Raw genomic sequence first — 25,990 nt, 5'->3', positions numbered from 1 at the left:
TGCGCGAAATCAAACAATCCATGTTTTTTATGTGGCTAAATGATAAAAAACGAACTGTGAGGAAAAACAATGAAAACTCGCGACTCGCAAACAAGTGACGTGATTATCATTGGTGGAGGAGCAACAGGTGCAGGGATCGCACGCGATTGTGCGCTGCGCGGGTTGCGCGTCATCTTAGTGGAACGCCACGATATCGCCACAGGTGCGACCGGGCGCAACCACGGCCTGCTGCACAGCGGTGCACGCTACGCCGTCACCGATGCTGAATCTGCCCGTGAGTGCATCAGCGAAAACCAAATTCTGAAACGTATCGCCCGCCATTGCGTTGAGCCAACGGACGGTCTGTTTATTACCCTGCCGGAGGATGAGCTCTCCTTTCAGGCGACCTTTATTCGCGCCTGTGAAGAGGCAGGGATTCGCGCAGAAGCGATTGACCCTCAGCAGGCACGTATTATCGAACCTTCCGTGAATCCACAGCTGATTGGTGCGGTAAAAGTGCCGGACGGCACGGTTGATCCTTTCCGCTTAACCGCCGCCAACATGCTGGATGCGCGTGAGCATGGCGCGGTTATCTTAACGGCGCATGAAGTCACGGGACTTATCCGTGAAGGGGCAACGGTTTGCGGCGTTAACGTGCGCAATCATCTGACGGGCGAAATGCAGTCCCTGCATGCACCAGTTGTCGTCAACGCCGCCGGGATCTGGGGTCAACGCATTGCGGAATATGCCGATCTGAGCATCCGTATGTTCCCGGCCAAAGGTTCGTTGCTGATTATGGATCATCGCATTAACCAGCATGTCATCAACCGCTGCCGTAAACCGTCTGACGCCGATATTCTGGTGCCAGGCGATACCATCTCATTGATCGGTACCACCTCGCAGCACATTGATTACGATGATATCGACAGCAACCGCGTCACCGCAGAAGAAGTTGACATTCTGCTGCGTGAGGGCGAGAAGCTGGCGCCGATTATGGCGAAAACGCGCATTTTACGCGCCTACTCCGGCGTACGTCCGCTGGTGGCCAGCGACGACGATCCCACCGGGCGTAACGTCAGCCGTGGGATTGTACTGTTCGATCACGCCCAGCGTGACGGACTGGAAGGGTTTATCACCATTACCGGCGGCAAACTGATGACCTACCGCCTGATGGCGGAGTGGGCCACCGATGCCGTTTGCCGTAAGCTGGGCAATACCCAGCCTTGCACAACCGCAGACACCGCGTTGCCTGGCTCACAGGAATCTACCGAGCATACGCTTAAACGCGTGATCTCATTGCCCGCGCCACTGCGCGGCTCGGCAGTCTACCGTCACGGCGATCGTACCCCAGCGTGGCTGAGCGAAGGCCGTCAACATCGCAGCCTGGTCTGTGAATGCGAAGCGGTCACCGCAGGCGAAGTGCAATACGCCGTCGAGAATTTAACCGTCAACAGTCTGCTCGATTTACGTCGCCGTACCCGCGTCGGAATGGGGACCTGCCAGGGCGAATTGTGTGCCTGTCGCGCCGCAGGTTTGCTGCAACGTTTTAATGTCACTACCGCAGCACAATCCATTACTCAGCTTTCCGACTTCCTCAACGAACGCTGGAAAGGTGTGCAGCCTATCGCCTGGGGAGATGCACTGCGCGAAAGCGAATTCACTCGCTGGGTTTATCAAGGGTTGTGTGGTCTGGAGAAGGAGCACCAGGATGAAATTTGATACCGTCATTATCGGCGGCGGCCTCGCTGGACTGCTATGTGGCCTGCAACTGCAAAAAAGCGGACTGCGCTGCACGATTGTTACCCGCGGCCAAAGCGCCCTGCATTTTTCCTCCGGCTCACTGGATTTGCTCAGCAGCTTACCCGATGGTCAACCGGTGACGGATATAGAAGCGGGTTTGAATGCACTGCACACTCAGGCACCCGCACATCCGTATAGCACCATCGGAACGCAGAACGTTCTGGAACTGGCCCAGCAGGCGCAAAATTTACTGGAAGAATGCGGAACGCATTTGCAAGGCAACGTGCATCAGGCACATCAACGTGTTACCCCGCTGGGCACCCTGCGCTCAACCTGGTTAAGCTCCCCGGAAGTGCCGGTCTGGCCGCTGTCCGCGCAGCGTATATGCGTTGTAGGGATTAGCGGGTTACTGGATTTTCAGGCGCATCTCGCCGCGGCGTCATTACGCCAACGTAATCTCAGCGTCGAGACGGCAGAAATCGAACTGCCGGAACTGGATGTCCTGCGTGATAACCCAACCGAGTTTCGCGCCGTTAATATTGCGCGCCTGCTGGATAACGAAGATAAATGGTCGCTGCTCTATGACGCATTGCTGCCAATGGCAAAAACCTGCGACATGATAATCATGCCGGCCTGCTTTGGTCTGGCAGATGAGCGGCTCTGGCAGTGGCTTAACGAGCGCCTCCCCTGCTCGCTGACACTGTTACCGACCCTACCTCCTTCGGTACTGGGCATGCGTTTACACAACAAATTGCAGCGCCAGTTTGTGCGCCAGGGTGGTGTGTGGATGCCGGGTGATGAAGTGAAGAAAATCACCTGTCAGGACGGCGTGGTCAGCGAAATCTGGACCCGAAATCATGCCGATATCCCGTTGCGGCCACGTTTCGCCGTGCTCGCCAGCGGCAGTTTTTTCAGCAGCGGGCTGGTCGCCACGCGTGAGGCAATCCACGAACCAATCCTGGGACTGGATGTACAGCAAACAGCTACCCGCGCCGAGTGGTATCAGCGTGATGTTTTCGATCCACAACCGTGGCAACTGTTTGGCGTCACAACCGATGCCACATTGCGCCCATCACTGGCGGGAAAAACGATAGAGAACATGTACGCCATCGGTTCCGTCCTCGGCGGATTCGACCCTATCGCCCAGGGTTGCGGAGGCGGCGTGTGCGCAGTCAGCGCCTTACATGCCGCACATCATATTGCGAAACGTGCAGGAGGACAGCAATGAGCGACACACGTTTTGAAAGTTGTATCAAATGTACGGTGTGCACCACCGCCTGCCCGGTAAGCCGCGTCAACCCTAGCTACCCGGGCCCTAAGCAGGCCGGCCCGGACGGTGAACGTCTGCGCCTGAAAGATGGCGCGCTATATGACGATGCGCTGAAATACTGCATCAACTGTAAGCGCTGCGAAGTGGCCTGCCCGTCAGACGTGAAAATCGGCGATATCATCCAGCGCGCGCGCGCCAAATACGACACGACGCGCCCATCGCTGCGTAACTTCGTCTTAAGCCATACCGATTTAATGGGTAGCGTTTCCACCCCCTTCGCCCCAATAGTGAATACCGCCACCTCACTAAAACCGGTACGTCAGTTGCTGGATTACGCGCTAAAAATCGATCATCGCCGTACGCTGCCGAAGTACTCCTTTGGCACCTTCCGCCGCTGGTATCGCAGCATTGCCGCACAGCAGGCGCAGTATCAGGATCAGGTCGCCTTTTTCCACGGCTGTTTTGTGAATTACAACCATCCCCAGCTTGGCAAAGACCTGATCAAGGTGTTGAATGCGATGGGAACCGGCGTGCAACTGCTGAGTAAAGAGAAATGCTGTGGCGTACCGCTGATTGCTAACGGATTTACAGATAAAGCGCGTAAGCAGGCGGTCAGCAACGTGGCCTCACTCCGGGAAGCGATTGATGGCAAAGGCATTCCGGTGATCGCCACCTCATCAACCTGTACCTTTGCGCTACGTGATGAATATCCAGAAGTGCTGGATGTCGACAACTCAGGCCTGCGAGAACACATTGAACTGGCAACCCGCTGGCTGTGGCGCAAGCTGGATGAAGGTAAAACGCTGCCGCTGAAAACGCTGCCGCTGAAGGTGGTCTATCACACGCCATGCCATATGGAGAAAATGGGCTGGACGCTCTACACGCTGGAGCTACTGCGACAAATTCCGGGGCTGGAGCTGACAGTGCTGGACTCTCAGTGTTGTGGGATTGCCGGGACTTACGGCTTTAAAAAGGAAAACTATCCGACTTCACAGTCTATTGGCGCACCGTTATTCCGCCAAATTGAAGAAAGCGGCGCTGATATCGTCGTCACCGACTGCGAAACCTGTAAATGGCAGATTGAGATGTCTACCAGTAAGCGTTGCGAACATCCCATCACCCTGCTTGCCAAAGCGTTGGGTTAAACCTGTTGCCCGGTGGTATTTGCTACCGGGCATTTTTTGCGTAGCCCGTTCCGCTTGATTGAATACGTTGCAGTCGGACATATTTATCTCTGATTCATCCACGCAAAGACCCCATTTCCCGCATGCAGCGCATATTAAAAGTGGATACCGTCACGCCATCTTCTCTTTCTGGTGACGGACTACCATGGCTAAATCCACTACATCTACACCGCATGATGCGGTTTTTAAAAAGATCATTTCTTATCCTGAGATGGCCCGGGATTTTATGGAGATTCACCTCCCCGCGACATTACGTGAGATATGCAATTTGCAAACGCTGAAGCTGGAGTCCACCAGTTTTATCGAACAGGATCTCCGCGCGTACTACTCCGACGTATTGTGGTCGCTAAAAACCCACGAAGGTGACGGCTATATCTATTGTGTCATCGAACATCAGAGTACAGCCGTGCAGCACATGGCATTCCGCCTGATGCGCTATGCCACCGCTGCGATGCAGCATCATCTTGATGCCGGGAATAAAACGCTGCCGCTGGTGATCCCAATGTTGTTTTATCACGGTCAACAAAGCCCCTATCCCTGGTCACTCAACTGGCTGGATGAATTTGACAATCCACAGCTGGCACGACAGCTTTATTCAGAAGCCTTTCCGCTGGTCGATATTACCGTGATACCTGACGATGAAATCGTGCAACATCGGCGTGTTGCGCTGCTTGAGTTGATGCAAAAACATATCCGCGATCGTGATTTGATGGGATTAGTGGACCGACTGGTCTCGTTATTAGTTACAAGCACCGCTAATGACAGCCAGCTACAAACGCTATTAAATTACCTGCTACGGTACGGCGACGTTTCTCACGTCAACGAATTTATCCATAAAGTTGCCGAACGTTCCCCTCATAACAAGAAGAGGCTGATGACAATCGCAGAGAGGCTCAGACAAGAAGGTCACCACGATGGGCTGCAACAAGGGTTACAACAAGGATTAGAACAAGGAGTACAAAAAGGTACGCAAGAAGAAGCAACACGGATCGCTCGCATGATGCTGGAACATGGTATTGATCGTGAAATCGTACTGGGCATTACCGGTTTTTCTGCTGACGACGGGGCGGCTAGCAACCATTAGCACAGATCTCAGGCCCGATAGCCTTATACCATCGGGCCTGATATTAGTAACTGCTTTTTAACGTTTGTGCTGATTTCTCCGGCTTAAACATTGCCAACCGGCGATCCAGCGCTTCGGTATAAAGCATGGTATCGACGCCTACAGCGACAAAATTCGCGCCCCACTGCAAACATTTTTGCGCCATTGCCGGATCGACCTCGAGGAAACCGGCGGCTTTTCCGGCTGCGCGGATACGGCGAATGCTTTGCTCGATGATCTCTTGTACTTCCGGGTGTCCGGTGTTATCCGGATAGCCCAGTGATGCAGAAAGATCCGCCGGGCCGATAAAGACACCGTCAATACCTTCAACGTCCAGAATCGCATCCAGATTATCCAGTGCGGCTTTACTCTCGACCTGCACAAGCAGGCACAGTGATTCATTGGCCCGTTCCATATAATTGTCGATACGTCCCCAGCGCGCCGCCCGCGCCACGCTGGCACCAACGCCACGCTCCCCGAGTGGTGGATAACGAGTCGCAGAAACCACCTGACGCGCCTGCTCCGCACTGTCGACCATAGGAATCAGCAACGTCTGCGCACCAATATCCAACACTTGCTTGATCAACGCTTTACTGCCCTCAACGGGACGGACTACCGGCTGACTGGCATAAGGCGCAATCGCCTGGAGCTGGTGGTAGAGATCCTGCACCGTATTCGGCGCATGTTCACCATCAATCAACAGCCAGTCGTAGCCCGACGTCGCGGCAATCTCTGCCATGTAGGAGGTGGTCGAACTGAGCCACAGGCCAACCTGGACTTCCCCTTTCCGCAATCCTTCTTTGAAGGGGTTTGATAACAATGCGTTCATAACGATCCTTACAATTAATAATGCACAGCGCCTGCTTGTGAAACCGAACGGTTCACACTCAGCGTAAAGATGATAAGCGAGCCAATCATCGCGACGCCCGCCAGGACCAGCAGACCTGCCGCATCGCTGGCAAACAACGTTTCTGCTTTGACGCGCAGAATGGGGGCAATAAAGCCGCCTACGGCACCAAACAGGTTGACGAAGCCGATCCCCGCCGCCAGAGCAGTCCCGGAAAGAAGCTGCGTTGGCATCGTCCAGAACACCGGCTGTACGGCGATGAAACCAACCGCAGCGACGCAAAGCGCCACGATCGCCAGTACCGGTGAAACCAGCCCGGACAAGCCAATGCCAATCCCGGCCGCCAGCAGTGTCAGCGCAGCAACGTTACGTCGATCGCCAGTGCGATCGGAATAACGCGGAATAAGCCAGGTGCCAAACAACGCCGCTACCCACGGTATCGCCGTCACGACTGAAGCCGTAAAGCCGACCTTTGTTCCCAACAATGCGGCAACCTGAGTGGGCAGGAAGAAGATCAAACCATACACCGCGACCTGAATCGTCAGATAGATGATCGCCAGTTGCCAGACGCGGCCATTACGCAACGCGTCCGACAGGCGCGAAGTGACCTTTTTCTCCTCTTCACTCGCCAGTTGGCTAATGAGTGCAGCCTTTTCCTCGGCGCTAAGGAAACGCGCTTGCTGTGGCGTGTCGTCAAGCCAGAAGAAGGTAAAAACGCCTGCACCTACAGCCAGTAAACCTTCGATAACGAACATCCAGAACCACCCCGGATGTCCCATAAAACCGTGCATCTCCAACAGTGCACCTGAAAGCGGCGATCCCAAGGTTAATGCCAGCGGCGCACCCATGTAGAATAGCCCCATGATGCTGGCGCGATTACGCTACGTCAGGTATATCATACCGGGGAAGAAGCCTGCTTCTGCCGCACCCAGCAGAGTACGGATGACCAGAAACTTTGCTTCTGTGTCCGCCCATGCCATCGCCGCGGAGAGAAATCCCCACAGTAACGTGGTGGTGCCAATCCAGGCTCTGGCGCCAAATTTACGCATCAACAGGTTGGCAGGAACGCCCAGAAAGGCGTAAACCACAAAGAAAATCCCCGCCCCCAACGCATAAGCCTCATTGCTCAGGCCGGTATCAATCTGATAGGTCTCTTTGGCAAAACCGATGTTCGAGCGGTCAAGAAACGCCAGCACATACAGCGCCAGCATAAAGGGAATCAAACGGGCGCGGTTTTTCTTCACCACACCGTCAAGTAACGTGGTACTCATCGCAAGATCCTCAAAGAAATGAGGGCGTTGCCGTGGCAATGGCAACGCACAGGTCATTAGTGGCTATAAGGGCGCTTCAGATTGCAGTCGCGGTTAAGTTCGACGCCAAATCCCGGTTTGTCGAGCACCGACTTATGAATGCGGCCATTGACGGGTACGGGTTCGTCCAGAAGGATCGGATCAAACTGTGGACGCATCGTTGAACAATCCGGGCTGGTCATCAAAAACTCACTGAATGGGGTGTTGGTGAACGTAATCACCGCATGATGCGAGTAGACCGATGAGCCATGCGGCACCACCAGCTGTCCGCGTGATTTTGCAATAGCGGCAATTTCTACTAACGTGGTTAACCCACCGCACCAGCCTACATCCGGCTGCATGATGTCGATGCCGGTTTCAGATAGGGTGCGGAAAGATTGTAGCGTTCCATGGTGTTCACCGCTGGTGACCATCATCCCTGCAGGGGCGTTGCGTTTCAGTTCGCGATAGCCTTCATACTGCTGCGGTGGCAGACACTCTTCGATCCACTTCAGATTATACGGCGCGCAGGCATGAGCCAGTTTGGTGGCATAGTTCACATCCTGACTCATCCAACAGTCGAGCATCAGCCAAAAATCAGGGCCACATTTTTCGCGCATATCAGCGATCATTGCTGCATCTTTGCGGATCCCGGCATCCCCATCTTGCGGCCCCCAGTGAGTTGGCATTTTGCCGCCAATAAAGCCCATCTCCTTTGCCAGATCCGGACGCGCGCCCGTCGCGTAGAATTGAATTTCGTCTCGTACCGCGCCACCCAACAGCTTGTAGACCGGTAAACCCACCACTTTGCCGAACAGATCCCACAGTGCCAGATCTACGCATGAGATGGTGTTCATCACCAGACCGCCAGAACCGGAGTAATACATTGTTGCGCCGAGCATCTGGTCATGAATGAGTTTGATATCGCTAACGCATTTCCCTTCAATAAAACGATTGAGATGCTTTTCTACAATAAAGCAACCCATCTCCCCTGCCGTCGACACGGCAAAACCGGTCTGCCCGTTCTCAGCTTCTACCTCAACAATCAGCGTTCCTAACACGTTGATACCAAAAGACTGACGCGATTGCTCGTATTCATGGTATTTACTCATTGGCGTGGCGATATGATCGTCAATCCAATGGTTAGCGCTCTGATCGTGATAGTCACCACCGCCAGCGCCTTTTTCCGCCGTGGCACCACCGGTAAACCAGGCGCGGACGTGTTTAATTTTAGGTAGGGTCATGATGTTCTCCTTTTTATGAAGCAAGTGAGTCGAAGGGACTTTTCCATCCCAGCAGGCGTGAAATATCTTTGGCGCAGGAAATCGCTTTACCAGCCAGATAATCACGGTTCTCTTCGTTAATTTGCAGACGCGTGCCAACCACTGAAATCGCGGCGGTCAGCTCATTGCTAGCGTTAAAAACTGGCGCTGCGACGCAGCGAACATCGGGATAATCTTCGCCATTATCAAAGCTCCATCCACGCTGACGAATACGCTCAAGCTCGTCCTTCAACTGCTGTGGTTTGGTGATAGTGGTCGGCGTTGCCTGTTCCCATATCAGTTGTTCAATAATGGCTTTACGTACGGCGGCAGGTTGCCAGGCCAGCAGACATTTGCCGATACCCGAGCGATAGAGCGAAAGACTTTTCCCTTCGTGGGAGCGCACGCTGATAGTCGATGATGACTCTACTTTCAGGATGTAATACGCGCTTTCGTGGTCGATGATCCCCAGATGGCAAAGCAGTCCGGTCTCATCCATCAGTTGTGTCAACCGTGGACGGGCCAGTTCACGTAAATCCATCTTGCTCAGGGCATGTCCCGACAGTTCAACCAGCTTGGTCCACAGGCAGTAATTCTCCTGATGATCAATGCTGATGAAGCGTTGACGTTTCAGTTCGTTCAGTAACAGATACGCGGTACTTTTTGGAATACCCAGCGTTTCTATGATGGTGGCGGCACTGCATGGGCCGATACGCGCAATGAGATTGAGTATTTCAATCGCCCTGGTGAGAGCGGGAACTTTACTTGATTCCAACATACTGGACTCCAGTCTGAGATACTGGAATCAGTGTGGTGGGTTAAGGTGGTTTAAATTGTGAAGTGCATCAAACCATCCCGCTCTTCCAGTAGGCTGGAGAAAAAACGAGTGCAATTGTGAACTAATGCACAGATTTTTTTACAGGGAGTACAACAGGTTGGACTGATAATGGGAAGGCCTGCATGCCTTCCCGTTACGAGAAGTAGAGAGAGAATAAATCAGGCAGGTAGCATCAGAGATTCCACTACGTCGATCCAGCCGTGCTCACTGGCAATATCCTGCCCGTTAAGCCAACGGCGCAGCATATTTAGCGCCATCATTGCGCACACTTCCTGACGAATCGACAAGCTATAACGATTAGCGTTCAACCGTACGCGTAAGGCATGCGTTCCATCAGGCGTTGCCAGCGCAAAGTTAATATGTTCGTTTTCGAAAGCTGATATCGCTAAAGCCAGCCCGGCATAATGTTTGCTACGTCGCTCTGTTACCCAATGCGCCGTTTGCGCCAGCGTTTCTTCCTGGGGCGGAACCACTTCACTCGCCAACAACGGAGCATTAGCGCGAGAAAGCTGCAACGCGACCAGACCACCGGTAAATTGTTCGCTCAGCGTCAGGCTGTATTGCCGTTCCTGTAACGTGCGGGCAATTTGTGCGGGCAAGCCTTCCGTACCTTCGAAAATCATATTCTGTCCGGCAACTCGCTTAACTTCTGGCCACAGCGCCAGCATCGCTTCACGTTGGGAATCCGGCCCGGTCAGCTTCAGCTCAATAATCGGCATTGAGGAGCGATATCCCATTGTTACGCCCGGTGGCAAAGTCAGCGGATCCAGGCTTTGTGCCAGCTCGCTTTCAGAACGGCCAAAGGTGGTTAATCGCAGGCATAACGGGGGCTGAGCCAAAGAGAAACGCTCACGCAAACGCGGCAGAATCTCATGCTCAACCATGACTTTGAATTCTGACGGTACACCCGGTGTAAAGAACATCAGGCAGCGGTTAAGCTTCAGGGCGAACCCGCACGCGGTACCCACCGGATTATTGATAAACTCCGCGCTGGCGGGAAGTTCAGCCTGTTTGCGGTTACTTGGCGCCATCACGCGGCCACGATCGCGAAAATATCGTTCCATCTCGGCGAGCCATGCTTCATGCAACACCAACCCTTCGCCTTTTGCCGTTGCCGCTGCCAGCGCGCTCAAATCATCGCTGGTTGGCCCCAAACCGCCATTAACGATCAGTACATCGGCGTGTTCGCTACGCTCACGCAAAACAGAGACTAAATCGTTAAGATTGTCACCTACCGTGTTGCGGCGTGTTAGCGGTAAACCCTGATTAAAGAAAAAATCGGCCAGCCAGGCGGCATTGGTGTCGACGATTTGTCCGTGCAACACTTCATCCCCGGTGGATAGCATCTCCACGTTTAACATCGTGTTCTCCTGCTTTTATGATGAAAACACTATAACGCATGGAGGGGGGAAGGCGCGACTGAACGCCGCGCCAGAAATGTTAGAAGCTGGCGTTAACCCCAACGTACGGGCCATCAGCAATTGCGTTATCACGGTTACCGTCTTTACCTGCCAGGTTCAGGTAACGATAACCGGCTTCGATGCTCAGCGGACGCATAATAGTCAAACGCGCACCGGCATTTGCTTCTTCATAGCTGTCGATACCGCTGGAAAGCGAATCAGGAGAGTAATAGTACTCACCAAACAGACGAATGCTGTCGCCGATCGGCCACTGTAAACCACCACCGACAGCCGCAGCATAACCTTCATCGCCATCGTTTGGATTGGTATAAACACCTTTACCACCAACGGTCGCCAACAGTGGACCCAGCGGGATATTCAAACCCAGGCCCAGCCCAGCAACATCGCCGTCGTCATCATTATGCATCCAGTTGCCGCTGACGGCCAGACCAGTGGTCTCAGTACCCATACCGAATCCAAGGTTGGTGTAGTCTTCGCCAGCCTGACCATTGATGCTAATCGCGTTTGCCGAAGCGGAAACAAACAGCATTCCGGCAAAACCCAACAGTAAACTTTTTTTCATTTTCTATCCTTTCCTGCAAGAATCAAAACATAGCCCCAAAACCGGTGAATTGTACTGTCAGATGACGAGGAATCAATGAGCTAAAAAAGCGATGCAAGACCATATTGTAACTAAATACTACTTAATGAGATTAGATAAGGTTAAATTTTTGTATGTAATCTATCGTTTGCATCCCTGAACGCCATTTTCAACAACAATCAATTTTTCCTCGCCCGTACGGACTTAATCGTCGATGAAGCGTTTTTTCTCCAGCCAGCAAAAGGTAAGATAGGTGGATGATGGAATTCTTAATACCCGCCCCTGCAAGGACTTGACCTATGCGCCAAAGAACAATTGTTTGCCCATTAATTCAAAACGATGGCTGCTATTTACTCTGCAAAATGGCTGACGACCGCGGTGTGTTTCCCGGTCAGTGGGCGCTTTCTGGCGGTGGCGTTGAGCCGGGTGAGCGCATCGAAGAAGCTTTGCGCCGGGAAGTGAGAGAGGAGCTGGGCGAGCAGCTGGTGTTATCAGAAATTACGCCATGGACTTTCAGTGACGATATTCGTACTAAAACGTACGCGGATGGCAGCCAGGAAGAGATTTATATGATTTATCTCATCTTCGATTGTGTGGCAGCTAATCGTGAAGTGAACATTAACGAAGAGTTCCAGGCGTTCGCCTGGGTTAAAGCGGAAGATCTTGGCACCTACGACTTAAATATCGCCACACGTAAAACGTTAACCTTGAAAGGGTTACTGTAAGTCCCCCGAGTTTAAACGTAATATAAACAATGATCACATTAGCGGTATTGCTCTCAGCATTCAGCAACAGAGAACAATACCGCCATAATGACTAAAAACTCTTTATATTCAAACAAATAAACCACTCCCCACTGTCTTTGTTATTATCTCCCAAACCTTAAACCCTTAAGGATAAATTAACCTTCGGCCATTAACCTTTGTAGCCTGATGAAATAATTAACGACGCCCCTGTTTAGTCCTAAAAATAAAACTTAGGTAGCGTTAAATGGCTTGAAGGAATAATGATGTCTGACTTTTTGCCTTTCTCTCGCCCGGCAATGGGTGCTGAAGAGCTTGCCGCTGTAAAAGCGGTGCTGGACTCTGGATGGATAACCACTGGCCCGAAGAACCAACAGTTGGAAGAAGCCTTCTGCCAGCTCACAGGAAATCAACACGCCGTCGCCGTCTGCTCTGCCACGGCGGGTATGCACATCACACTGATGGCGTTGGGCATAGGTGCAGGCGATGAGGTCATTACGCCGTCAATGACGTGGGTTTCCACCCTCAACATGATTGTCTTGCTGGGTGCGACGCCAGTCATGGTCGACGTCGACCGCGATACACTTATGGTCACACCTGAGCAAATTGAAGCCGCCATTACCCCACGAACCAAAGCCATTGTTCCAGTACATTACGCAGGCGCCCCCGCCGATCTTGACGCAATTTATGCCATTGGCGAGCGTTATGGCATCCCGGTAATAGAAGATGCGGCCCATGCCGTAGGGACATTGTATAAGGGCCGTCATGTCGGGGCGCGCGGTACGGCAATCTTCTCGTTTCACGCCATCAAAAATATCACCTGCGCAGAAGGTGGACTGATTGTTACCGACGACAGCCAGCTTGCCCAGCGGCTTCGCAGCCTGAAGTTTCACGGTCTGGGCGTTGATGCTTTTGATCGACAAACCTATGGCCGGGCACCGCAGGCCGAAGTGCTTGCGCCAGGATACAAATACAACCTGACTGATATCAATGCCGCTATTGCGTTGGTACAGCTGAATAAGCTGGAGCAACTGAATTCACGCCGGGCGCAAATTGCCCAGCAATATCAGCAGGCGCTGGCTGATACGCCATTTCAACCGCTGGACCTGCCCCGGTGGCCGCACGTTCATGCCTGGCACTTATTCATCATTCGTGTTGACGAAACCCGCTGCGGGCTGAGCAGAGATGCCCTGATGGAAGCGCTGAAGACTAAAGATATCGGCACCGGTCTGCATTTTCGTGCAGCCCATACGCAAAAATATTATCGCGAACGCTTCACTACCCTTTCGCTCCCAAATACTGAATGGAACAGCGCGCGCATCTGCTCGCTGCCGTTATTCCCAGACATGACCGAAGCGGATACCCAGCGGGTCATTACGGCACTTCGCGAGATTGCAGGACAATAATCATGTTTGAAGCAGCACCAATCAAAAAAGTCTCGGTGGTCATTCCCGTTTTTAATGAACAGGAAAGCCTGCCAGAGTTAATCAGACGCACCAGCGCCGCCTGCGAGAAATTGGGTAAAGACTATGAAATTCTGCTGATCGACGACGGTAGCAGTGACAATTCCGCTCAGTTGATGATGAACGCCTCCCAGGCACCAAACAGCCATATTGTTTCTATTTTGCTGAATCGCAATTACGGGCAACACTCGGCGATTATGGCCGGTTTCAGCCATGTCACTGGCGACTTGATCATCACACTGGATGCCGATTTGCAGAACCCGCCGGAGGAGATCCCACGGCTGGTTGCCACCGCAGATGAAGGCTTCGATGTGGTGGGAACGGTACGTCAGAATCGTCAGGACAGCGTATTTCGTAAGACCGCCTCACGCATGATCAACCATCTGATTCAGCGCACCACCGGAAAAGCGATGGGTGACTACGGCTGCATGCTACGCGCCTATCGCCGTCACATCGTCGATGCCATGCTGCATTGCCAGGAGCGCAGCACCTTTATCCCTATTCTGGCCAACATTTTTGCCCGTCGCGCGACGGAGATCCCGGTACATCATGCAGAGCGCGAATTTGGTGATTCCAAATACAGCTTCATGCGTCTGATCAACCTGATGTATGACCTGGTGACTTGCCTTACCACAACACCGCTTCGCATGCTGAGTCTGTTGGGCAGCGTGATCGCCGCCACGGGCTTTACCTTATCAGTCTTGCTTGTTGTTCTGCGCCTGACGCTCGGCCCACAGTGGGCTGCGGAAGGGGTATTCATGCTGTTTGCCGTCCTGTTTACCTTTATCGGCGCACAGTTTATTGGCATGGGTTTACTCGGCGAATATATCGGTCGCATCTATAACGATGTCCGCGCCCGCCCCCGCTATTTTGTTCAACACGTTATCCGCCCACAAACCACGCAGTCAACCGAGGAAAACCGCGCATGAAAGCCGTCGTATTTGCCTATCACGATATGGGATGTCAGGGTGTCCAGGCCTTGTTGGATGCAGGTTATGAAATCGCTGCCATTTTTACGCACACCGACAATCCGGGTGAAAAAGCGTTTTTTGGATCTGTTTCCCGCCTCGCGGCCAGCGCCGGTATTCCGGTTTACGCCCCTGACGAGGTTAATCATCCCCTGTGGATTGAGCGCATTAGCCAACTGGCACCTGATGTTATCTTCTCGTTCTACTATCGCCATTTACTGAGTGATGAGATCCTCAGCATTGCCCCTAAGGGTGCATTTAATCTGCACGGCTCGCTACTGCCCAAATACCGTGGCCGCGCACCGCTGAACTGGGTACTGGTCAATGGTGAAACCGAAACCGGCGTCACGCTTCACCGGATGGTCAAACGCGCGGATGCCGGTGCCATTGTTGCCCAGCAGCGGGTTGCTATTTCGCCCGATGATGTGGCGTTAACGCTGCACCATAAGTTGTGCCAGGCTGCGCGTCAGTTACTGGAAGAGGCGCTGCCCGCGATTAAAACGGGAGATTATGCAGAACACCCCCAACAGGAAGCAGAAGCGACCTGTTTTGGTCGCCGTACGCCGGAAGATAGCTTCCTCGACTGGAACAAACCAGCCGCAGAGTTGCATAACCAGGTACGCGCCGTCAGCGATCCATGGCCGGGCGCATTTAGCTATGTTGGTACGCAAAAATTCACCGTCTGGTCGTCACGTGTTTGCAAAAATGACCGCGCAGCCCAGCCAGGAACCGTCATCTCCGTTTCGCCTTTGCTGATCGCCTGCGCTGATGGCGCACTGGAGATTATTACCGGGCAAGCTGGCGATGGTATTGCCATGCAGGGGTCACAGCTGGCGCAGGTTCTGGGCCTGGTACCAGGTTCTCGCCTGAACAGCCAGTCAGTTACTACCGCTAAACGCCGTACTCGCGTGCTGATCCTTGGCGTCAATGGCTTCATTGGTAACCATCTGACCGAACGCCTGTTGCAAGAAGACAATTACGAAGTGTATGGACTCGACATTGGCAGCGACGCCATTAGTCGTTTTCTGCAGCATCCACGATTCCATTTCGTCGAAGGCGATATCAGCATTCACTCCGAATGGATTGAATATCATGTGAAAAAATGCGACGTCGTGCTGCCGCTGGTAGCGATCGCCACGCCAATCGAATATACCCGCAACCCGCTGCGCGTGTTTGAGCTCGATTTTGAAGAGAACCTGAAAATCATTCGCTACTGCGTGAAATACCGTAAGCGCATCATTTTCCCGTCAACCTCCGAAGTCTACGGCATGTGTACCGACAAAGTTTTTGATGAAGACAGCTCGAACCTGATCGTCGGCCCGGTGAATAAACCACGCTGGATCTACTCCGTTTCCAAGCAGTTGCTGGACCGCGTAATTTGGGCATACGGCGAAAAAGAGGGATTGCGCTTCACCCTGTTCCGTCCGTTTAACTGGATGGGACCGCGTCTGGACAGCCTTAACGCCGCGCGTATCGGCAGCTCACGCGCCATTACCCAACTGATCCTCAATCTGGTGGAAGGTTCACCGATTAAGCTGATTGAAGGCGGTAAGCAAAAACGCTGCTTTACTGATATTCGCGATGGTATCGAAGCCCTGTACCGCATCATTGAAAACGAAGGCGGACGCTGCGATGGCGAAATTATCAACATCGGTAACCCGGAGAATGAGGCCAGTATTCAGGAACTGGCAGAAATGCTGCTTACCTGCTTTGAAAAACACCCATTACGCAACCACTTCCCGCCGTTTGCCGGTTTCCGTGACGTCGAAAGTAGTAGCTACTATGGTAAAGGTTATCAGGACGTTGAGCATCGTAAGCCCAACATTCGTAATGCAAAACGCTGCCTGAACTGGGAGCCCGCCATTGAGATGCAGGAAACGGTAGAAGAGACGCTGGACTTCTTCTTACGCAGTGTGGATATCACGGAACACACATCATGACCAAAGTAGGCTTGCGCATTGATGTCGATACTTTCCGGGGGACGCGCGAAGGTGTGCCCCGCCTGTTGGAGACATTGAACCGGCATAACGTTCGGGCAAGTTTTTTCTTTAGCGTTGGACCTGACAACATGGGGCGCCATCTCTGGCGTCTTGTGAAGCCACAATTTCTGTGGAAAATGCTGCGCTCAAACGCAGCATCGCTCTACGGATGGGATATATTGCTCGCGGGAACCGCGTGGCCGGGAAAAGAGATTGGCCAGGCCAATGCGGCGATCATTGCGCAAACCGCCCTGATTCATGAAACCGGTTTGCATGCCTGGGATCACCATGCCTGGCAAGCGCGAAGCGGAAACTGGAATGATAAACAGCTGATTGATGATATTTCACGAGGCATTACCGCCCTTGAAGCCATCATCGGACAACCGGTTACCTGTTCTGCGGTTGCCGGATGGCGTGCCGACAACCGCGTCGTCGAGGCAAAAGAAATGTTCCATTTACGCTATAACAGCGACTGTCGGGGAACGTCTTTATTTCGTCCTGTACTGGCGTCCGGGAAAACAGGTACGCCGCAAATTCCCGTCACGTTACCAACATGGGATGAAGTGGTTGGTCAGGAGGTCCAGGCGGTGGACTTCAACGCTTATATTCTCTCCCACATCCAGATGAGCAGAGGAACACCGGTGTACACCATTCATGCGGAAGTTGAAGGCATCGCCTTTCATCAGAATTTTGACGAGCTGCTTACTCGCGCCGCCGACATGGGGATGACATTTTGCCCGCTTGGCGAGCTGTTACCAGACGATATCAGCACGCTGCCAACAGGGCAGATCGTGCGGGGAAAAATACCGGGCAGAGAGGGATGGCTCGGCTGCCAACAACCGGTGAGTGCGACACAATGAAACCTGCTGCCCGCTACACTCTGGCCTGTATCGCGTTTATTGCGCTGTATTTTATTCTCCCTATCAACAGTCGCCTGCTCTGGCAGCCTGATGAAACGCGCTATGCCGAAATCAGTCGGGAAATGCTGACGTCCGGCGACTGGATCGTGCCGCACTTTTTAGGGCTTCGTTACTTTGAAAAACCCATTGCCGGATACTGGTTAAACAGCATCGGGCAATGGCTATTTGGCGCTAATAATTTTAGCGTCAGAGCGGGGGCTATATTTGCCACCTTGCTGACGGCGCTACTGGTAGCCTGGCTTGCCATGCGGTTATGGCAGGATAAGCGTACCGCCGTACTCTCTTCTGCTATCTTTTTAACGTTTTTCTCGGTTTACAGCATCGGCACCTACGCGGTACTTGATCCCATAATTGCGCTTTGGCTGATGGCGGGCATGTGCTGTTTTTGGGAAGGCATGCAGGCCACCACCAGAACGCGCAAAATCATCGCTTTTTTGCTGTTAGGGTTAACCTGCGGCATGGGCGTGATGACCAAGGGCTTCCTTGCGCTTGCCGTTCCTGTGCTCAGCGTACTGCCGTGGGTTTTCGCACAAAAACGCTGGAAAGATCTCATACTCTACGGTCTGCTGGCGGTTATCGGCTGCGTCGTGATTGTGCTACCGTGGGGAATAGCGATTGCCCAGCGTGAGCCGGATTTCTGGCATTACTTCTTCTGGGTTGAACATATTCAACGCTTCGCACAGGATGATGCCCAACACAAGGCTCCCATCTGGTACTACATTCCGATATTCGTGGCTGGCGCATTACCATGGCTCGGGCTGCTCCCCGGCGCGCTGCGTACGGGCTGGCGTGAGCGGGATGTTCCGCGCAGCGCGCTGTACCTGTTAAGCTGGATTGTCATGCCAATCCTGTTTTTCAGCATCGCCAAAGGAAAACTGCCGACCTATATTCTTTCTTGCTTCGCCCCGCTGGCGATATTAACGGCGCGTTTCGGCCTGCAGGCCGCGGAAAAAGGCTCCGCCGCACTGCGTGTGAATGGCTGGATCAACGTGCTGTTCGGCGTGACCGGCATTGTCGCCACATTTATTGTTTCCACATTGGGTCCGTTAAAGACGCCGGTCTGGTCGCATATCGAAACGTATAAGGTGTTTTGCGCGTGGGGCATTTTTATCACCTGGGCACTGTTCGGCTGGTATACGCTAAATAACCGCGAGAAGAACTGGAAATTCGCCGCGCTGTGTCCGCTGGGACTCGCGCTGTTGTTTGGTTTCTCAGTCCCTGACCGGGTGATGGAGTCTAAACAGCCGCAGTTTTTTGTCGAGATGACTAAAGAGTCGCTGGAGTCGAGCCGTTACATTCTCACCGACAACGTTGGCGTTGCCGCAGGGCTGGCCTGGAGCCTGAAGCGTGACGACATCATGATGTACGGCCAAACGGGCGAGTTAAAATATGGCCTCAACTACCCGGATGCTCAGGGGCGCTTTGTCAGTCGGGAAGACTTTGCCGACTGGTTAGCGCAACATCGTCAGCAAGGAAATATTACGCTCGTGCTCACGATTGATAAGGATGAAGATATTAATCAACTCGCTATCCCTCCCGCTGATTACATTGATAATCAGGGGCGACTGGTCCTGATTCAGTATCGGCCAAAATGATCTGGATAGCCTTAGTTCTCGCCAGCCTGCTCAGCGTCTGCGGCCAGCTATGCCAGAAGCAGGCGACCCGACCGGTGTCCGTTCGTGCGCGAAAACGCCACGTCACGCAATGGATTGGGCTTGCTCTGGCAAGCCTCGGTCTGGCCATGCTGCTATGGCTGGCGGTACTGCAGAACATTCCTGTCGGTATCGCCTACCCCATGCTGAGTCTTAACTTTGTATGGGTGACGCTGGCCGCGTGGAAAATCTGGCGCGAACCCGTCACTACACGCCACTGGCTGGGGGTTGGGCTGATCATTACCGGCATCTTTATTCTTGGGAGCGCAGTGTAATGGGCATCTTTTGGGGATTATGTAGCGTTATTATCACCTCTGCAGCCCAGTTGAGCCTCGGCTTCGCAATGGATAATCTGCCGCCAATGATGCAGCCGCTGGAGTTCATCTCCGTCGTATTATCTCTCAGTATTGGAGCGTTTGCTTTATCTGCCGGGCTGGCAGGCTATTTGCTGTCGGTTATTTGCTGGCATAAAGCCCTGCACCAGCTCGCGCTGAGCAAAGCTTATGCCCTGCTCAGCCTGAGCTATGTGCTGGTTTGGGTTGCATCAATGATTCTGCCCGGCTGGCAGGGAACATTTTCAGTAAAGGCGCTGGTTGGGGTACTGTGCATCATGGCGGGTTTAATGACGATTTTTCTGCCTGCAGACAAGCACCGGCGCTGAGCTCATTTATCTGCCGACAGTCGTAACAGGCGCTCCCATTCGTCACATATGTACTGTCTGGCATCGATTATTTTAATCACGCGGGATACATCGCGATTAACACAATACTGCGCATCTTTCAGCGGTGAAAGAAGATCGCCAGGTTTAACCCGCTCGAAAGATTGCGCCTCAGCGAGCATCTTAAGCGAACCACCACTATCGCAAAGTACGATATAGAGCCTCTCTGCTTTCTTGTGACAGCAAGACTTCTTCACATGCCATTCCATAGCGCACCTTTTGTTAAAAAATTTCACAATAGGTTACACTTCAGCAGATAAACAAAAGGACAATAGCTGCGGAATGACAAAAATGAGAAATGTAATTAATGCTTTCTTAATGTTAATGATGAAGCACTTACCCAATCCGACAACGCACGACGCGAGATTTTTATCCCTCCGGCTTTAAGCTCGGGTGGCAATGTCAACCAACATACCGGTTGCTGAAAGCGGGCCAGCTTATCTTTTACCCACTCTGCCAGATTAGTTTCTCCAGCATTAGCGTCATACTCAACGACCGCCACCGGGCGATGGCCAAATTCTTTGTCTTCTATCGGCACAATAAAGGCCTGCAGAACATGTGGATGTGCGGCAATCACGCGTTCCACCTCTTCCGGCTGTATGCCTTCCCCGCCGCTAAAGAACAGATTGTCCATACGGCCGACAATGGTTAACTTGCCGTCCTTCAACACGCCGCGATCGCGGGTTGCAAACCAGCCTTCCGCGTTCACTAAAGGCATAAGCTGTCCGTTACGCCAGTAACCTTGCGCCATGCTGGCGGCTCGTAGCCAAACTTCGTCATTAACGATCCTGACTTCCCGCCCCGGTAAAGCAGAGCCCACATCCGCCAGGCCATCTGCCTCTTTCGCACAAACCGTAGAAGCAAACTCCGTCAATCCGTAACCGCACCAGCAACGAATCCCCTGTTCACGCGCCTGTTCCGTCAACTCAACAGGAATTGCCGCACCGCCCAGCAGCACCGCTTTTAGCGTGACTGGCGTGTTATTAACAAGTAAGCGCCACAGTTGCGTGGGCACCAGTGAAGCGTGAGTGCATCCAGCCAGCATTTGATCCAGCGGCTGTTTGTCGCGCACGGTCATTCGCGCCCCGGCGAACAACCATCGCCACAAAATGCCCTGCCCGGAAACATGAAACAGCGGCAATGAGAGCAGCCAGTCATCCTCAGCACCAAACGGCATTAATGACAGTACGCCCTGCGCGCTTGCCAGATGCGCCTGACATGTATGCAGCGCCGCCTTTGGTAATCCGGTAGAACCTGAGGTTAACGTCATCGTGCTCAAACGCTCGGGCAACCATGCGGCGGCGTGATAGCCTGGCAACGACTGCATCTGTAACGGACTGAGTTCCGGGAGTGCGATAGCAGCCTCCAGATCCAGCGCAAAACGTAGCGTTAAGTCCGGGACCAGCGCATCAAGCAGCGACTGAGGCAACTGTGGGTTCACAGGTAAAACCCGCGCCCCACACTGCAGCAGCGCGAGCCAGGCCAGCAAAGCGCGCGGATGATTCCAGGCGCGAAGCAGGACGCCATCGCCTTCTTCCACGCCCTGAGCGGCAAAACCGCAGGCCAGATGGTCGATGCGCGCGCAGAGCTCGCTCCAGCTTAATGCCTCATCGTTGAGGCGTAAGGCTGGCGCCTTCGCACGAACCTGTCGCCAGTGACGCCACGGCCAGTCACTGGGTTGTATCAGGCCCGATAAGCTCACGCTATCGGGCCTTTCCTGCTGGGTCATAGCAGACGTTCCAGCGCATCAACGTCGATACACGGCAACGCGCTACCGGGCCAGGTGCGTACCTGCTGGCACTGCATCAGGCTCAGGGTATCCAGACCCGGGATGGTTTGCGGCGTCAACCAGGCGGCAATTCGCGCCAGCTGGGTTAAGCCCAGACTCGACTCGATTGACGAACTGATAACGGCAGTAAGACCAAGCGCATGCGCCGCTGCCACCTGTTCACGGACTTTATCGAGACTGCCGGTCAGCGTAGGTTTGATAACCACAGCCTTGACGCCCTCTTCGGCTTCGAAGGTGAAATCCGCTTCACGCAGACTTTCATCCCAGGCGATGGCAATGCCGGTTTCACGCGCGAAGGCACGAGAATCATCACGGGTTCTGCACGGTTCTTCGAGGAAGGCAATGCGTCCGCGGTACTCCGGATTAACGTATTTCGCGAACTGCTGAGCTTTCAACGGCGTCCAGGCCCGGTTGGCGTCAAGTCGCAAATGCAGCTCCGGGATCGCCTCAAGTAACAGATTGGCTACCATGCCGTCGCGAACCGCTTCATACAGACCGACCTTAATCTTCGCCACTTTTTCGCCCGGCATGTCCGCCAGTTGCAGTACCAGATCGTCAGGATCGCCCGTACACAGCGGTGCAGCACGATAGTCTGCGTCCTGTGGCAATACGCCAGCCAGTTCGGCCAGCGCACAGCTTACGCCAAAGGCGACCGAAGGCAGTTGCGGTAAGGAGACATCCCCTTGCAGCCAGCCTTTCACCCAGGCCAGCAACTCGGTTTGCGCTTCTTCCCAGCTTTCCTGACTGAAGCCCGGCAGCGGGGAGATTTCTCCCCACCCTTCACGCTCACCGTCACGAAGACATACGTATAACCCGTCACGCGTTTTTAACCGCCTGTCGCGCAGAATCACCCCCGCGTCCATGGGGATCTGCCAGCGGTATACCTGCGCGCTACGCATTACGGATTCCGTTTGAATTTGCTGAAATCAGGCTGACGTTTCTGGTTAAAGGCGTTACGGCCTTCCTGACCTTCTTCCGTCATGTAGAACAGCATAGTGGCGTTACCTGCCAGCTCCTGCAGACCTGCCTGACCATCACAGTCGGCGTTCAGTGCAGCTTTCAGGCAGCGCAGCGCCATTGGGCTGTTTTGCAGCATTTCGCGACACCAGCGTACTGTCTCTTTTTCCAGATCCGCCAGCGGAACCACGGTGTTGACCAGCCCCATATCCAGCGCCTGTTTCGCATCGTACTGACGGCACAGGAACCAGATTTCACGCGCTTTTTTCTGACCGACGATGCGCGCCATATAGGAAGCGCCCCAACCGCCGTCGAAGGAACCGACTTTTGGACCGGTCTGACCGAAGATGGCGTTTTCAGCCGCAATGGTCAGGTCACACATCATGTGCAGCACATGACCGCCGCCAATGGAGAAACCTGCAACCATCGCTACTACCGGTTTCGGACAGGTACGAATCTGACGCTGGAAGTCCAGTACGTTCAGGTGATGCACACCGGAGTCATCCTGGTATCCGCCGTAGTCGCCACGTACCTTCTGATCGCCGCCTGCACAGAACGCTTTATCGCCCGCACCGGTCAGAATAATTACGCCGATGTTGTCATCATAGCGAGCATCCGCCAGCGCCTGGATCATCTCTTTCACGGTGACCGGACGGAAGGCATTGCGTACCTGCGGACGATTAATGGTGATTTTTGCGATACCGTCGGTGGATTTCTCGTAAAGAATGTCGGTATAGCCTTCAGAGCAATCGTGCCATTCTACCGGTGCGTAAAGCATTGTTTCATCAGGATAGATCATAAAATGTCCTATAGTCAGCGACGCAGAATCTGAGCCAGACAGTCCACTACACCCGCGGGGTTGTCCCGATGCGCGTTGTGTCCGGCATTACGAATCACATGGTTTGGTACTGATATTTCCGCCGCCAGAGCGCGGAATTTATCGTCACGTTCACCACATAAATAATAAAACGGAAATGTGCGCGTCGTGAGTTGCGCACGTAAATCAGGTTGTACGGCAAGCGAGGTGGCCTCCAGCATTGCCGCCAGCGTTTGCCCATTATTCTGGCTACGCAGAGCGACCAGCGCCTCTCTTTGTGCCGTGTTCAGCGAGGAAAAAACGGGCTGTTGATACCAGTCATTAAACACCTCACGTAGCGGCTCTGCGCGAAAACGCGCAGCCCAGCGGCCATCCGAGAGACGACGCTGAACGCGCGCCTCTTCGCCTTGCAAGCCTGGATGTCCACCTTCAACCACCAGACCACAAAGCCCAGGCATCTCCTGACAGGCCGCCATCATCGCGACTCTGCCACCAAGAGAGTATCCCACCAGCCAGTAGTTGTGTATGTTGTAACTAAGCAGAGTGTTACGCAGCAAAACGTTTACGTCATCGAATCCGCTCACGCTGATGTCAGCAGAGCCACCGTGTCCCGGCAGATCGATGTATAGCCGCGAATAATCCTGAAACGCTTCGCCGACCGTCTGCCATTCCCGACAATCGCCAGAGAAACCGTGCAGGAAAACCAGCCAGGGAAATCCCGTCTGGCCCTCTTTCGCCTGCGCATGCAGGATCATAGATGACTTACCTGCGCCAGCAGTTGCTGCAAGGTTTGCGCCCCGTCAGTTTCATTCACCACCAGCTCAATCACCGTGGCCGCAGGAGTACGCCAGGCGTTAGTCAACGCGCTCTCCAGTTGCTCCCAGTTTTCCGGGCGCTGGTATTTAAGGTTAAACATGGCGGCAGCATGCTCGAAATGTACGTTCTGCGGCATCAGATAGAACCGTTCGCGTTCGCTGGCTGGCGTCGGCAGCAGAGAAAAAATCTGTCCGCCGTTATTGTTGACCACTATCAGGACAAACGGTGCAGAAACCTGGCGCAATAACGCTAGCGCATTCAGGTCATACAATGCAGATAAATCGCCAACAATCGCCAGCGTCGATTTCGCGCTGGCACGCTGTACACCTGCTGCCGTTGACAGCAGGCCGTCAATACCGCTCGCGCCACGGTTGCTATAGACCGGGTAACCAGCCGGAAGCTGCGACAGCGCATCAATCAGGCGTACCACCAGACTGTTACCCACGAACAGCTGCCCCTGCTCCGGCAAGTATTCGCGAATACGGTGGGCTAATTGCGCTTCACCGAACGCCTCACGACGGGCTTCTACCGCCTGCCAGGCCAGTTGTGCCAGGCGAGGGATTTCCACGTACCAGGGCTGACGTTTCTCCGCCGGATGCAGCTCCAGCCAGTCGCCAACTTTCGCCACCAGCCTGCGGCCACGATGGTGAGCCGGATCGAGGCGGCCTTCGATATTATCGACAATCCAGTATTCCTGCGGATCGCAACTGGCCTGCCATTGCAGGAGTCGTTTTCCGGTCAGGCTGCTGCCAAGCTGCACCACAATCTGCGCCTGCTGTAACTCAGCTACCGCTTTCGCATTTCCCAGCCACAGGTCGGCGCACGGCAGCGGTTGTCCGGTTTGCGACAGAACATCACCAATCAGCGGCCAGCCTAACGTCTGCGCCCACTGCGCAACCTTCTTACCTTCTTCTGCGCTCATGCGGCCCGCAATGACTACGCCGCGTTTTTGTCGCCAGAAAAACCAGTCGCGCTGTTTGTCGCTTTCCAGCCGACGCGCTTCTCGCAGCCAGGGTTTATCGTCCTGCCACCAGTCGCCGAGGCGCTGCTGCCAGGCAATCCCCGTTTCGTCCATATCGCCATACAGCGGTTCCGCAAACGGGCAATTGATATGAACCGCCCCGCTATGCAGGGTTGCTAACGCATTATCAATAGTGGACACCAGCCAGCTTGCCGGAATGTCCTGAGTCGGACGCGGTAAAGAGAGCGTTTGCGATGGATGCGAGGCAAACATTCCGGCCTGACGAATCGCCTGGTTCGCGCCACAGTCGATAAGCTCTGGCGGTCGGTCTGCCGTAAGTAAAATTAGTTTTTCACCGGTCAGCCCCGCTTCAATCAACGCGGGATATAAATTCGCCACCGCGGTACCGGACGTCACAATCACGGCGACAGGCTGACGGCTAACTTTTGCCAGACCTAAGGCCAGATGCCCAAGACCACGCTCGTCAAAATGGGTGTGGTGGATGAATGCGGGGTTTTCCGCTGCCGCCAGCGTCAACGGTGTAGAACGAGAGCCAGGGGCAATGCAGACATGCCTGACGCCGTGGCGAGTGAGTGCTTCCAGAATGACCGCCGCCCAGCGTCGGTTAAATGCGCTTACTGACATGAGATTGTCCGGTATCAATATTGCGACACAGTATAAAGAATCGAATAAAT

The 25,990-nt window shown here is 53.8% G+C and carries 23 protein-coding genes and 1 pseudogene; 12 read left to right on the top strand and 12 right to left on the bottom strand.

Annotated elements, in window-relative coordinates; all coding sequences use genetic code 11:
- Positions 1-69 precede the first annotated feature (69 nt).
- The 4 genes from glpA to OGV57_RS18170 all read left to right on the top strand — a co-directional run bounded on the left by glpA (position 70) and on the right by OGV57_RS18170 (position 5,257).
- On the top strand, positions 70-1,698 hold the full coding sequence (gene glpA, locus OGV57_RS18185) for an anaerobic glycerol-3-phosphate dehydrogenase subunit A (protein WP_046670096.1): 1,629 nt from the start codon (positions 70-72) through the stop codon (positions 1,696-1,698).
- Positions 1,688-2,947, top strand: coding sequence for a glycerol-3-phosphate dehydrogenase subunit GlpB (gene glpB / locus OGV57_RS18180; protein ID WP_003839405.1), 1,260 nt, complete (start codon positions 1,688-1,690; stop codon positions 2,945-2,947). The genes glpA and glpB overlap by 11 nt, the downstream gene beginning before the upstream one ends.
- Positions 2,944-4,134, top strand: coding sequence for an anaerobic glycerol-3-phosphate dehydrogenase subunit GlpC (gene glpC / locus OGV57_RS18175; RefSeq protein ID WP_003027620.1), 1,191 nt, complete (start codon positions 2,944-2,946; stop codon positions 4,132-4,134). Before glpB ends, glpC begins: the two co-directional genes overlap by 4 nt.
- Positions 4,135-4,318: 184 nt before the next feature.
- On the top strand, positions 4,319-5,257 hold the full coding sequence (locus OGV57_RS18170; protein ID WP_054528606.1) for an Rpn family recombination-promoting nuclease/putative transposase: 939 nt from the start codon (positions 4,319-4,321) through the stop codon (positions 5,255-5,257).
- A 43-nt stretch (positions 5,258-5,300) separates the two neighbouring features.
- Here OGV57_RS18170 and yfaU read toward each other — a convergent pair whose 3' ends face one another.
- From yfaU to OGV57_RS18140, 6 genes and pseudogenes are all read right to left on the bottom strand, one after another.
- Entirely contained in the window at positions 5,301-6,104 is an 804-nt protein-coding gene (gene yfaU, locus OGV57_RS18165) for a 2-keto-3-deoxy-L-rhamnonate aldolase (protein WP_054528607.1), read from the bottom strand.
- A gap of 14 nt (positions 6,105-6,118) precedes the next feature.
- Positions 6,119-7,393, bottom strand: a pseudogene (locus OGV57_RS18160) (MFS transporter).
- Between the two features lie 56 nt (positions 7,394-7,449).
- On the bottom strand, positions 7,450-8,655 hold the full coding sequence (gene rhmD / locus OGV57_RS18155; RefSeq protein WP_054528608.1) for an L-rhamnonate dehydratase: 1,206 nt from the start codon (positions 8,653-8,655) through the stop codon (positions 7,450-7,452).
- A 13-nt stretch (positions 8,656-8,668) separates the two neighbouring features.
- On the bottom strand, positions 8,669-9,451 hold the full coding sequence (locus OGV57_RS18150) for an IclR family transcriptional regulator (RefSeq protein ID WP_054528609.1): 783 nt from the start codon (positions 9,449-9,451) through the stop codon (positions 8,669-8,671).
- A gap of 218 nt (positions 9,452-9,669) precedes the next feature.
- A complete protein-coding gene (locus OGV57_RS18145; RefSeq protein ID WP_054528610.1) occupies positions 9,670-10,872 on the bottom strand; it encodes a nicotinamide mononucleotide deamidase-related protein YfaY in 1,203 nt (400 codons plus the stop codon).
- Positions 10,873-10,951: 79 nt separating this feature from the next.
- Positions 10,952-11,494 carry a YfaZ family protein gene (locus tag OGV57_RS18140; protein WP_003027640.1) on the bottom strand — a complete coding sequence of 181 codons (543 nt, stop codon included), beginning with the start codon at positions 11,492-11,494 and terminating at the stop codon, positions 10,952-10,954.
- A 317-nt stretch (positions 11,495-11,811) separates the two neighbouring features.
- On the opposite strand from OGV57_RS18140, the gene nudI reads away from it, so the two are divergent.
- The 8 genes from nudI to arnF all read left to right on the top strand — a co-directional run bounded on the left by nudI (position 11,812) and on the right by arnF (position 19,898).
- Positions 11,812-12,237, top strand: a complete 426-nt coding sequence (gene nudI, locus OGV57_RS18135) for a nucleoside triphosphatase NudI (RefSeq protein ID WP_003027643.1) — start codon at positions 11,812-11,814, stop codon at positions 12,235-12,237.
- Between the two features lie 284 nt (positions 12,238-12,521).
- On the top strand, positions 12,522-13,661 hold the full coding sequence (arnB, locus tag OGV57_RS18130; protein ID WP_003027645.1) for a UDP-4-amino-4-deoxy-L-arabinose aminotransferase: 1,140 nt from the start codon (positions 12,522-12,524) through the stop codon (positions 13,659-13,661).
- A 2-nt stretch (positions 13,662-13,663) separates the two neighbouring features.
- On the top strand, positions 13,664-14,647 hold the full coding sequence (gene arnC, locus OGV57_RS18125) for an undecaprenyl-phosphate 4-deoxy-4-formamido-L-arabinose transferase (protein ID WP_003027648.1): 984 nt from the start codon (positions 13,664-13,666) through the stop codon (positions 14,645-14,647).
- Positions 14,644-16,626, top strand: coding sequence for a bifunctional UDP-4-amino-4-deoxy-L-arabinose formyltransferase/UDP-glucuronic acid oxidase ArnA (arnA, locus tag OGV57_RS18120; RefSeq protein WP_054528611.1), 1,983 nt, complete (start codon positions 14,644-14,646; stop codon positions 16,624-16,626). Before arnC ends, arnA begins: the two co-directional genes overlap by 4 nt.
- Positions 16,623-17,525, top strand: coding sequence for a 4-deoxy-4-formamido-L-arabinose-phosphoundecaprenol deformylase (gene arnD / locus OGV57_RS18115; RefSeq protein WP_048232431.1), 903 nt, complete (start codon positions 16,623-16,625; stop codon positions 17,523-17,525). The genes arnA and arnD overlap by 4 nt, the downstream gene beginning before the upstream one ends.
- On the top strand, positions 17,522-19,180 hold the full coding sequence (gene arnT, locus OGV57_RS18110) for a lipid IV(A) 4-amino-4-deoxy-L-arabinosyltransferase (RefSeq protein ID WP_054528612.1): 1,659 nt from the start codon (positions 17,522-17,524) through the stop codon (positions 19,178-19,180). Before arnD ends, arnT begins: the two co-directional genes overlap by 4 nt.
- Positions 19,177-19,512: a 4-amino-4-deoxy-L-arabinose-phosphoundecaprenol flippase subunit ArnE gene (arnE, locus tag OGV57_RS18105; RefSeq protein WP_003027661.1), complete on the top strand. Its 336-nt coding sequence runs from the start codon at positions 19,177-19,179 to the stop codon at positions 19,510-19,512. Before arnT ends, arnE begins: the two co-directional genes overlap by 4 nt.
- Entirely contained in the window at positions 19,512-19,898 is a 387-nt protein-coding gene (gene arnF / locus OGV57_RS18100; protein WP_048232433.1) for a 4-amino-4-deoxy-L-arabinose-phosphoundecaprenol flippase subunit ArnF, read from the top strand. The genes arnE and arnF overlap by 1 nt, the downstream gene beginning before the upstream one ends.
- 2 nt (positions 19,899-19,900) lie before the next feature.
- Here the strand turns inward: arnF and pmrD are convergent, their stop codons facing one another.
- The 6 genes from pmrD to menD form a co-directional block, all read right to left on the bottom strand.
- Positions 19,901-20,164 carry a signal transduction protein PmrD gene (gene pmrD, locus OGV57_RS18095; protein WP_003839377.1) on the bottom strand — a complete coding sequence of 88 codons (264 nt, stop codon included), beginning with the start codon at positions 20,162-20,164 and terminating at the stop codon, positions 19,901-19,903.
- A gap of 95 nt (positions 20,165-20,259) precedes the next feature.
- A complete protein-coding gene (menE, locus tag OGV57_RS18090; protein ID WP_054528613.1) occupies positions 20,260-21,684 on the bottom strand; it encodes an o-succinylbenzoate--CoA ligase in 1,425 nt (474 codons plus the stop codon).
- Positions 21,681-22,643 carry an o-succinylbenzoate synthase gene (menC, locus tag OGV57_RS18085; RefSeq protein ID WP_054528614.1) on the bottom strand — a complete coding sequence of 321 codons (963 nt, stop codon included), beginning with the start codon at positions 22,641-22,643 and terminating at the stop codon, positions 21,681-21,683. The genes menE and menC overlap by 4 nt, the downstream gene beginning before the upstream one ends.
- Positions 22,643-23,500 carry a 1,4-dihydroxy-2-naphthoyl-CoA synthase gene (menB, locus tag OGV57_RS18080; protein ID WP_003027671.1) on the bottom strand — a complete coding sequence of 286 codons (858 nt, stop codon included), beginning with the start codon at positions 23,498-23,500 and terminating at the stop codon, positions 22,643-22,645. Before menB ends, menC begins: the two co-directional genes overlap by 1 nt.
- 14 nt (positions 23,501-23,514) lie before the next feature.
- On the bottom strand, positions 23,515-24,273 hold the full coding sequence (gene menH, locus OGV57_RS18075) for a 2-succinyl-6-hydroxy-2,4-cyclohexadiene-1-carboxylate synthase (RefSeq protein WP_044701178.1): 759 nt from the start codon (positions 24,271-24,273) through the stop codon (positions 23,515-23,517).
- Positions 24,270-25,940: a 2-succinyl-5-enolpyruvyl-6-hydroxy-3-cyclohexene-1-carboxylic-acid synthase gene (menD, locus tag OGV57_RS18070; protein WP_054528615.1), complete on the bottom strand. Its 1,671-nt coding sequence runs from the start codon at positions 25,938-25,940 to the stop codon at positions 24,270-24,272. The genes menH and menD overlap by 4 nt, the downstream gene beginning before the upstream one ends.
- Between the last annotated feature and the right edge of the window lie 50 nt (positions 25,941-25,990).

Source organism: Citrobacter sp. Cf087 (assembly GCF_030334285.1).
Classification (GTDB): Bacteria; Pseudomonadota; Gammaproteobacteria; order Enterobacterales; family Enterobacteriaceae; genus Citrobacter; species Citrobacter freundii.
Note: the sequence above shows the minus strand (reverse complement) of the source record. Positions and strands in the feature narration are given on the sequence as shown.